Raw genomic sequence first — 9334 nt, forward strand, 5'->3', positions numbered from 1 at the left:
TTGCATGCCGCCGCCAGCGGCCCAGGCCGGAAAAAAGGAAATTTCCGGTTTGATTCACTTCATATGGAGCGGGTAATTACTACTACGATCACGGAAGTGCTCGCAAAATCTTGAAGGAAATGGCGGTGGAATCCGATGATTAAACAGCGCATCAAGTGTTTTGACAGCGAAATTTTGGTGTATGAGCAAGCTGGCGCATTTGATTTGGCCATACAATCGTCCTCCAATCCGCTGGGTCTTGGCAACACGCTTTCCTCCTTTGGAACCGAAGACGAGGCGCTGGAAGCAGCCGAACGCTTTTGCCGGCTGTATACAATCGCAAGGGAAAAGGGATACTATCTGAAAGAAAAGGCATTTACCAAGCCGGATAAAGAAAAAATCGACGTGACGGCTCTCCTGGCCGGCGAGATCACAACGGAACAGTTTGCGGGACAGCTGGACAATTAAGCTACCGAAACGGGCGTAAGCCCGTTTTTTCATGTCCGGGGGGACAGCCGCTCCCTCTTTACGGAAGCCTTCCGACCCGAACGACGGAACGAGGAAGGCGGGTATCTCAGGAGCCTGATTTCAGGGCGGGAGGAGTCCGGGGAACGTTCATGCGCCCTCCCCCTTTAGAGGAAGGGGAACAAAGGCAATAGGCCCGCAGAAAGCCGGACAGAGGACGACAAAACCGGGGTTGCTTCCCTTTCGATGGGAACGTTAATTCCTGTCCGGAGAACGGATTAAAACGGCAGGAGGTGCGCCGCCATGAATTCCGTACCGGCCGCACGCAAGCAAAAAGCCGGTCCAGGCCGGACCGGCTTTTGATGGATGGCAGCGAATCCCTTACAGCGTGGAGCTACCGTTATTCATCTGATTTTTGTAGCTTTCCTTGGTTTCATTGACGGCTTCATGCGAAGCCTCTTTCGCCAGGGAAGCCGTTTCGCGGGCGGAATCGATCGTATCCTTTGCGGATTCCATCACCACATCGGATTTGGTCATCATCGAGCTCTTGAGATCCGACGCCATTTGTCCCACGTTGGAAGCAACTTCGACGGCTTTGTTTTTCACCGTACCCGCCATTTCGGTCGTTTTGTCCTTGACCGTTACGTAGCGGTCGCTCAGGTCAGCGCGCATGTCTTTGCCCGACTTCGGCGCGAGCAAGAGAGCCGACACCGCCCCGATGGCACCGCCGATCAACAAACCGGGAATCGTACCTTTTTTAGCCATTTCGAATCCTCTCCTTTATATGGGGTATGGGAGACACTTTATCAGCGGGTTTCCCTTCGGATGCCCCGAAAAAGAAGGCCCACAAGAAAAACAACGATTGCCGAGCCGATAATGGCGGGGAAAATCGAGAAGCGGTCGATTTCCGGCCCGAAATTACCGAACAGGAAGTGACCGAGCCATGCGCCTGCAAAGCCTGCGATCATCGAACCGATAATGCCGCCGGGCATATCCGCCCGGACAAGCGCGTCGCCGATAAAACCGATAATGATGGCCATGATAAGACTTATCAGCAAGCCCATGAGGCTCATGCCAACCACCTCCTTTCTCGTGCATGCCTTTCATACCATAATGTTAAACGCAACGTTACCCGTTGAAACAAAGCATGCCTTTGGGTATGTTTACCGAATATAGCACCGGGTAAATATCATCTACTGCCACTGCCAGCGGTTTGTTTGCGGTAACCCGATGCTGATTGCCGGAGGAATGTCCTATGCTGCTTTGGATTTTGCTGATTGCATTGCTTTTGTTTGCCATCCAGGTGGGGGTCGTGCTGTTTCTGGAGTTCAAAAACCCCTCGAAGACGACGGCATGGCTTCTGATCATTTTTTTGCTTCCGGTCCTGGGGTTTGTTCTTTATTTCTTCATGGCCAAGGATTACAAAAACCGCCGGTTTATCCGGCGGCACGGGCGAAAAATCAAATACCTGCTTCCCGAAGCGGCCCGCCAGCACATCGACGTGGCCATGAAGGCGCGGGAGCTGAACAACCCCGATTTCGCCAAGCAGCGCCGGCTTTTTGGACTTCTGAAGAACATTCCGGAATCCCCGATTACCTTATGCAATGAGACGGAAATTTACTCGGAAGGCATCTCCACCTTCAATGCCATCATTGAAGCGCTGGAAAAGGCCCGGCATCACATCCACATGGAATATTACATCATTCACCACGATGCGATCGGCGAGACAATCCGCGACCTTCTGATTGCAAAGGCCCGGGAGGGCGTCGAAGTGCGGCTGATGTACGACGGGCTGGGCAGCTACAAGCTCAGCCGGGCTTATATCCGCTCGCTGGAGGAGGCGGGGGTGAAGACCGGGTGCTTTTTTCCGATCCGGGCGGCGTTTTTTACGAAAAACCTCAATTTCCGCAATCACCGCAAAATCGTTGTGGTGGACGGGACCGTCGGGTTTCTGGGCGGCATCAACATTGGGGACGAGTATTTGGGCAAAAACCCCCGGTTCGGCTTTTGGCGGGACACCCACATGCGGCTGATCGGGGATTCGGTGTATTTTTTGCAGCAAACCTTCCTGAACGATTGGGAATTTGTCAGCGGCGAGCGGCTGACGGACCGCGTATACTTTCCCGAGCACAAGTGCGCGGGCCAGGAACGGATTCAGATTCTGGCGAGCGGCCCGGACGCGGAGTGGGACACCATCCTGGAAATGTACTTCGGGGCGATCAGCACGGCGGTGGAGCGCATCGATATCGTGACGCCGTACTTTATTCCCGACATGAGCATTCTGATGGCCTTGAAGACGGCGGCGCTGTCGGGGGTGGAGGTCCGTATCATTTTGCCGGGCATTTCCGATCATCCGCTGGTCAAATGGGCGTCTTTTGCTTATATTGAGGAGCTGATGAGGGCGGGGGTCCGGTTCTATTTGTACAACAAGGGCTTCATTCACGCCAAAATCCTTATCGTGGACCAGACGATGGCTACGGTGGGGACGGCGAACCTGGACATGCGGAGCTTTTTCGACAATTTCGAGATGAACGCCGTTATGTTTGACAAAGAGACCATCCGCAAGCTGGACGAGGATTTTCTGGAGGATCTGGACCACAGCACGGAAATCCTGTTTGAGGAATTCAGCCGCCGCCCCAAGTACCAGCGCGCCAAGGAAGTCTTTGCCCGGATGCTGTCGCCTTTGCTTTGAGGAACGGCTATAATGGGAATAACGCATACCGCCAAGGAAAGCAGGGATGGCCATGGGAGTAAAATTCGCGCGGGAGTACAACGACATCATTGCCGATCTTACGGCGGCGATCCGGGAAATAAGGGGCTGCTACGAATTCTTCTATATGGAAGAAGACGAATGGAACGCGCTGGCTCCGGAGGAACAAACGGAATGCATCCGCACGATGGCGGACGATCTTTTTTACGGGCTGGGCACGGAAGGCTCGATCAGCCTGGGAGAAGGCGCCGTTGCTTACGACGAAACCAAACACGTCATCAAGCTGAGCTACCCCGAAAACGTCACCCGGGTCATCCACCTGGTGTAACCGTAACGCAGGGACAGCCGCCCAAACGAAAAGAACCTTCGCCCGCCGCCGAGCGGGAGCGAGGGTTCTTTTTAGTTTGGAAGAAGGAAGCGAAGACCCGCAGCCCGCGATTTCCCGCATGTGTTTTCTGCCCGGAAGCGCCGGCCTTGCATTGGCGCCTTGCTTCCAGGAGGCCGCGAGTCAAGCGGCCGAGCCCCAGCAGCGGCGGGAAAAGCGGGCGGAGGGTCCGGTTCCTTCTGGAGAAGCGCCAGCGTTCGCCTTTGTTTTCCGGGGCCATCCGCCGAGTCTTTTTCTGATGAGGCCCCCGAAAACAACAGCGATCGGAAGAAGGAAGCGAAGACCCGCAGCCCGCGATTTCCCGCNGCGGAGGGTCCGGTTCCTTCTGGAGAAGCGCCAGCGTTCGCCTTTGTTTTCGGGGGCCATCCGCCGAGTCTTTTTCTGATGAGGCCCCCGAAAACAACAGCGATCGGAAGAAGGAAGCGAAGACCCGCAGCCCGCGATTTCCCGCCATCCTCCATGGCCAAGCGTGAAAAAGCCTCCGAAGTCGGCTCCTTAGTCGGCGCTCTGCACCACCAGCAGCATGCCGCCGCCTACCTCGATAAAGCCGGTGGGTTCCTCCAGCACGTTGCTGATGCCCAGCGACTGGCCGATCGTCAGCGTGGCGTCGTGCAGCGGATAGCGGAAGCCGGTCAGCGTGATGCCCGTTACCGACCAGGTCAGCGGAAGCAGCGAAACATGGGTGAACCGCTCCTGCCGGTCAAGCGCGGTGCGGCCCTCCGTTATGGCAAGAAGCTCGTTTTGCTTGTCGGCAATGCGGCAGAGCACGCCGCGTTCCCGGCACTTTGCGAGCAAATGAACGTTCGCCAGCGCATGATCGAACCGGCTGCCGAGGGCCCCGAGCAGCAAAATTTCCGCCGGATTCTCCGAAAGCGCGCGTTCCACCGCCATTTCCGTATCCGTGTAATCCTTCATCACCGCATCGCATTCCTCGTAGCGCCGGCTCGCCGCGATAACGCGGTCGCGTTCCTCCGAGGCGACCGAATCAAAGTCGCCGATCGACAGGTCGGGAACGAGGCCGTGCTTGACCAGAAACCAGGCCCCCCGGTCGGCGCCGAACAGCCGGTCATCCGGCCGGATCAGGTCCAGCGCCCAGCCGCCCAGTCCGCCGCCGGTAAAAATCACAATCCGTCCTTCGCGGGACGGAGCTTTGCCTTCCGTAGTCATGTCAATTCTCTCCTGTTTTCATCGTAGCGTTCCGCCAAACGGAACAAATCCAAGCCTTCGTGAACGAACAAAACGTCCCGGGTGGACAACCCCGTTTGATCAGCCGGCCTCGCCGCCGAACCTTCACGCCCAAGCTCAAGCCCAAGGGCTCCCGCAAGCATTGCCTTGGCGACCAGCTCGCCCGGAATCGCCCGGTACTTGGCAAACGGGCCGGCAAACAGAAACGGCAGCCGTTTGGCCAGCTTGGCCGCGGCTTCCTCGCCAAAGCGGCTATCGGCACGCTCTCCGAGCAGGAGGGACGGGCGGTAAATGTGAACCTCGGCCGGTCCGGCCTGCGCCGTCCCCGCTTCCATTTGCCCTTTGACCCGGCTGTAGAAGAAGGGAGAACGGACGGAAGCCCCCAGAGACGAGATCACGTGGAACGAGCGGGCGCCTTCTTCCGCCGCAAGTCGGGCTGCGGTGAGGGGGTAATCAAGATCGACCCGGGAAAAGGCTTCCCGCGTGCCGGCCTTCTTAATGGTGGTGCCCAAACAGCAAAACACGTCATGCGCAGCGAAATGCAGGCGCTCCTTCTCCAGCGCATTAAAATCCGTTTCCACTTCCCTCAGCCCGGGAAGGCCGGGCGACAGAGGGCGGCGAACGAGCGCCGTAACGGAACGGTACGCCCCGTCGCGAACCAGAAGCGCCGCCAGCCGGCTGCCGACCAGTCCGCTCGCGCCCAACAGAAGGGCGGTGCTTCCGCCGGTCTGTATGTCCTTGGACATCGGTTGCCTTCCTTTCTCTTCATCAGCATTTCCTTTAAGAATAGATCGAATGCGCCGAAAAATCCACCGGTCCGCCGGCAGCCGATAACGCAAAAAACCCGCCCCGTTCGCGGAAGCGAAGGGGCGGGGAGAGAAACAGGCGGATGAACACCGCCCGCGAATGTCGTACTCAGGCTGCATAACGGTTTTCCAATTCTTTTGCCGAGATGGCGATGATTTTCGGGATCAGCAAGTCCGTTTTGGTTTTCAGCCGCTTGCCGCCCTCCGGGTGAATCACATACATCAGCAAACGGAGGTAGTACTTACTGAAAAATGAGAACGGCCCTTTCGGAAGGTCGCAAACCGTAAAGCCGAGCTGTTCCGGTCCGCGGTTAATCAAGGTGACGCCATACAGCCCTTTTACGTTGCGGTAAGCGGGATCGGTTTTCAGCAGCCGGGATATTTGCGGAAGCAGTTCCCGGATTTGCCGGATCATTTGAATGGCCAAATGGGTGGAGTTGCGGCTCGTGCGGCCAAGCTGCACCAACGAGTCGTTGTTCAGGTGCAGCTCGACGATCCGGTCTCCTTTGACAAACCGTTCCCCGTCTGCGAGCGCAAGCGGTTCGCTGTCCGTATATTCGCGGATGCGAATTTGCAGGAAGGTGTTGTCGGGATCAACGGGAACGATATGGAACAGCTTGACGAAGCCCTTCTCGTACAGCAGCCACAAGCGGGTCAGCAGTCCTTTGAACCGGCCGGCGGGCGTTTGGCGGATCAGCTGATCGACCCGGACAAACGAATACTGTTTGTCTTTGTACTCGCCCAGCACCTCGGACAAAGCTTGCAGCATGTAATTGGGCGCGTCCCGGTCGGCGCCGAACGTTTCGCCGCTGTCGTGAAGCAGAATGACAGAGCCGTCGCTGACCTGGGTGGCAAGGCGCTGCTTCAGGTCGGTGCGTCCGATCCGGCTGCTCCAGTCATGGGCCATCAGCGACCACAGAACGATCTGATAATTTTTTTTGAGCCGGAAATCGAAAATGTTCATGATGCCCCACGGGGGACGGTAAAAGGCCGGACGCTCGCCGGTGATCCGCTCCACAATGTCCGCCGAACGGTCGACGTGGCCGTTGCGGACCCGGCGCGGGCTCATTAGCCAGTTGGAAAAATGGCTGTAATTGTGAATCCCGAGCTGATGCCCTTCCTCATGCATGCGCTTGATAAGCTCGGGGTGTTTTTCGGCTTTGGCGCCAAGAACAAAAAAAGTTGCCCGGATGTCATGCTCCCGGAGCAAGTCGAGAAGCTTCGGAGTGTATTCCGGATCGGGCCCGTCGTCGAAGGTGAGCGCGATTTGTCCCTTGCCGCCTCTCCGGATGACGCCGTAACCGAGCATTCTCGTCAAGATCCAGGGAAGCAGCATGTAAATGGCGATAAACACCAGGCTTCCCCAAACCAGTTTTTCTTTCATGTGGGTCTGTTCCTCCTTGACGTAAAAAAGTGTTTCACGCCCGGACGCAAAAAACGTCCTGCAGCTCATGCGGGGGAAGGCTGTCCTCCGTTTTCAAAATGGCGTCGAGCGCCATGAGGGATGCGTTTTTTCGCTGCCAGACCGCCGCGTTGCGGCGCAGGGAGCGAAGGAGCTCGGGACTGCCGAGCATCAGACGAAGCAGGTCGGTCAACTCTTCCGCGCTGTCGGCCTGAAGGGCGGTTCCGGTCTCCGTGAGGAAGGCCGAATTGTCCCGTTCCTGGCCCGGCAGCGGCTTATAGAGCAGCATCGGCAGCTCCATGGCGAGCGCCTCCGAGGTCGTGAGCCCGCCGGGCTTGGTAATCAGCAAATCGGCGGCCGCCATCCATTCGTGAATATTGTCCACGAAGCCCGTTACGGTGACGCCGCCGGATTGCGCGGAAGCCTCCCGGTTCAGCTGCCGGTACAGCTTGCGGTTTCGGCCGCAAATCATCACAAACTGTGCTGCTACCAGTATATCATTCGACGACAGCATTGCGGAACATTCTTTTGCAATAATTCCAAGTCCGCCGCCCATCAGAAGAACGACCGGGCGGTCCCGCTCAAGCCCCAGCTTCTCCCGCAGCTTCGCCCGGTCAAACGGCTCCGCAAAACGCGAACGGATCGGGATGCCGGTGACGTCGATCTGCGCGCCAGGAACGCCATGGTGAAGCAGGTGCCCGCGGACCTGTTCGGAAGCGACGATGTAACGGTCCGTGTACGGATGCAGCCAGTAGCTGTGATCGGTGTGATCGGTGATCACCGTCACGGCGGGGAGATCGGCGAGCCCGTGCTCCTTCAGCATGGAAATGCCCGCGGCGGCGGCCGGAAAGGTCGTCACGACGACGGAGGGCCGAACGTCGCGCACCAGCCGTTCCAGCCGGTGCAGCGCATAGAATTTTGTTTTCTTGAACAAGTGCGAAAACGCGTTTTCGCCGCGCGTCTTTTGAAACAGATAGCCGTATACCCAGGGAAACGCCGTGATCCATTTGGAATACGCATAACGCGCGACAGGATGGAGCCGGGGGTGAACGACCGCGGAAAAGTTCCGGATGACCGCTCGCGTGCCGTTGCCGTGCAGCTGCGCGGCCTCCGCGATCGCTTCCGCAGCCTGGTTGTGCCCGTCCCCGAGATCGCCGGAAAGGATCAAGATCGTAGGCGTTCTGCCGGAATCCATAATAACCCCTCGCATTCCGCTAATTTGCTGCCGTCCGTGGTTGTCTCTCTTTTTTCCTCCCTTCATTTTATACGATTCGTCCCCTTTTTTGTACCGCCGGCAGTCTAGACTCTCCTGATTTGCCGCATTTTGTGAGCCTTCTTCCTTGATTCACGGTTTTGGGCATCGGTTAAGTAGTGGTACCGAACCCCGGACCGAGGTCCGGGCGAGACCCAAATAAGGGAGGGGGGCCGTCAATGGGCGGAAAACTGAAGCGTTTTGCCGAAAACCTGTACTGCCGCTACCAGGACGACGAAGTGCCCGCAATGGGCGCCCAGCTGACCTACTACTTGATCCTTTCGATCTTCCCGTTTCTGATTTTTCTGATCGCGATGGTCAGCTTCACTACGCTTTCGCCGCAGCAGATTATCGAAAGCCTGGGGACCGTGCTCCCGCAATCCTCGCATGATTCGCTGCGCTCGGTGCTGGAGGAAATCCAGGCGTCGCGCAGCCAGGCGCTCCTTTCCGTCGGTATGCTGGCCACGATCTGGTCGGCTTCCAAAGGCGTCGACGCCATCATGAAGGCGCTGAACAAAGCCTATGACGAAGAGGAAACCCGGCCGTACTGGATGGTCAAAGGGCTTTCCGTTCTGGCTACGCTCCTGTTGGCCGTTTCCATTCTGCTGACCTTTTTTATGCTGATTTTTGGAAAATGGATCGGGGAGCAGCTGTTCGCGCTGTTCATGCTGCCCGACTGGTTCGATACCATCTGGAGCATCGCCAAATATGTGCTTCCGCTCGCCGTGATGGCGACCGTCTTTACGCTGTTGTACAAGTATATTCCGAACAAGCGGCTGAAATTCAAAGAGGTAATGCCTGGCGCGCTGTTTACGACGTTCGGGTGGATCATCACCTCGGTCGGCTTCTCGTTTTACGTGAACAATTTCGCCAATTACACCAAAACCTACGGGAGCCTCGGCGGGATCATCGTCCTGCTGATCTGGCTTTACCTGAGCAGCATGATTATTGTGCTCGGCGGCGAGATCAACGCCACGTTGCACTTCGACCGGGAAGGACGGTCGCGCGCTGCTTGCAAACGGTTTTCGGTGAAGCTGCCGTTCATCGGGAAAAAGGACGACCGCAACCGGCCGCCCAAGGAGATCAAACCGCTGTATGGCAAGCAGGAAAAAGCTCGCTGAGGGAGATCGAAGCGGTGCGCGGCAAGCAG

10 protein-coding genes are annotated in these 9334 nt (G+C 57.4%); 4 read left to right on the forward strand and 6 right to left on the reverse strand.

The features are described 5' to 3' along the window. The first annotated feature begins 135 nt into the window (after positions 1-135). On the forward strand, positions 136-447 hold the full coding sequence (locus AC6I6H_RS09055; RefSeq protein ID WP_497953427.1) for a hypothetical protein: 312 nt from the start codon (positions 136-138) through the stop codon (positions 445-447). 378 nt (positions 448-825) lie between these two features. Here the strand turns inward: AC6I6H_RS09055 and AC6I6H_RS09060 are convergent, their stop codons facing one another. Together AC6I6H_RS09060 and AC6I6H_RS09065 are read right to left on the reverse strand one after the other, a co-directional pair. Further along, positions 826-1209, reverse strand: a complete 384-nt coding sequence (locus tag AC6I6H_RS09060) for a YtxH domain-containing protein (RefSeq protein WP_497953428.1) — start codon at positions 1207-1209, stop codon at positions 826-828. Between the two features lie 41 nt (positions 1210-1250). Further along, positions 1251-1517 (reverse strand): GlsB/YeaQ/YmgE family stress response membrane protein, encoded by a 267-nt coding sequence (locus tag AC6I6H_RS09065; RefSeq protein WP_497953429.1) that lies wholly within the window; start codon positions 1515-1517, stop codon positions 1251-1253. 185 nt (positions 1518-1702) lie between these two features. Between AC6I6H_RS09065 and cls the strand changes: the two genes are divergently transcribed. Continuing rightward, positions 1703-3136 (forward strand): cardiolipin synthase, encoded by a 1434-nt coding sequence (cls, locus tag AC6I6H_RS09070; protein ID WP_497953439.1) that lies wholly within the window; start codon positions 1703-1705, stop codon positions 3134-3136. A 52-nt stretch (positions 3137-3188) separates the two neighbouring features. Then, entirely contained in the window at positions 3189-3482 is a 294-nt protein-coding gene (locus AC6I6H_RS09075; protein ID WP_497953430.1) for a hypothetical protein, read from the forward strand. Positions 3483-4034: 552 nt separating this feature from the next. Here AC6I6H_RS09075 and AC6I6H_RS09080 read toward each other — a convergent pair. From AC6I6H_RS09080 to AC6I6H_RS09095, 4 genes are all read right to left on the reverse strand, one after another. After that, positions 4035-4706 (reverse strand): thiamine diphosphokinase, encoded by a 672-nt coding sequence (locus AC6I6H_RS09080; RefSeq protein ID WP_497953431.1) that lies wholly within the window; start codon positions 4704-4706, stop codon positions 4035-4037. Beyond that, positions 4703-5470, reverse strand: coding sequence for an NAD-dependent epimerase/dehydratase family protein (locus tag AC6I6H_RS09085; RefSeq protein WP_497953432.1), 768 nt, complete (start codon positions 5468-5470; stop codon positions 4703-4705). Before AC6I6H_RS09085 ends, AC6I6H_RS09080 begins: the two co-directional genes overlap by 4 nt. 169 nt (positions 5471-5639) lie before the next feature. Continuing rightward, positions 5640-6914: a polysaccharide deacetylase family protein gene (locus AC6I6H_RS09090; protein ID WP_497953433.1), complete on the reverse strand. Its 1275-nt coding sequence runs from the start codon at positions 6912-6914 to the stop codon at positions 5640-5642. Positions 6915-6948: 34 nt separating this feature from the next. Then, positions 6949-8127, reverse strand: a complete 1179-nt coding sequence (locus AC6I6H_RS09095) for an MGDG synthase family glycosyltransferase (RefSeq protein ID WP_497953434.1) — start codon at positions 8125-8127, stop codon at positions 6949-6951. Positions 8128-8363: 236 nt separating this feature from the next. Here AC6I6H_RS09095 and AC6I6H_RS09100 point away from each other — a divergent pair, with 236 nt between their 5' ends. Then, positions 8364-9305 carry a YihY/virulence factor BrkB family protein gene (locus AC6I6H_RS09100; protein WP_497953435.1) on the forward strand — a complete coding sequence of 314 codons (942 nt, stop codon included), beginning with the start codon at positions 8364-8366 and terminating at the stop codon, positions 9303-9305. Positions 9306-9334: the final 29 nt, after the last annotated feature.

The organism is Gorillibacterium sp. sgz306347 (assembly GCF_059735245.1).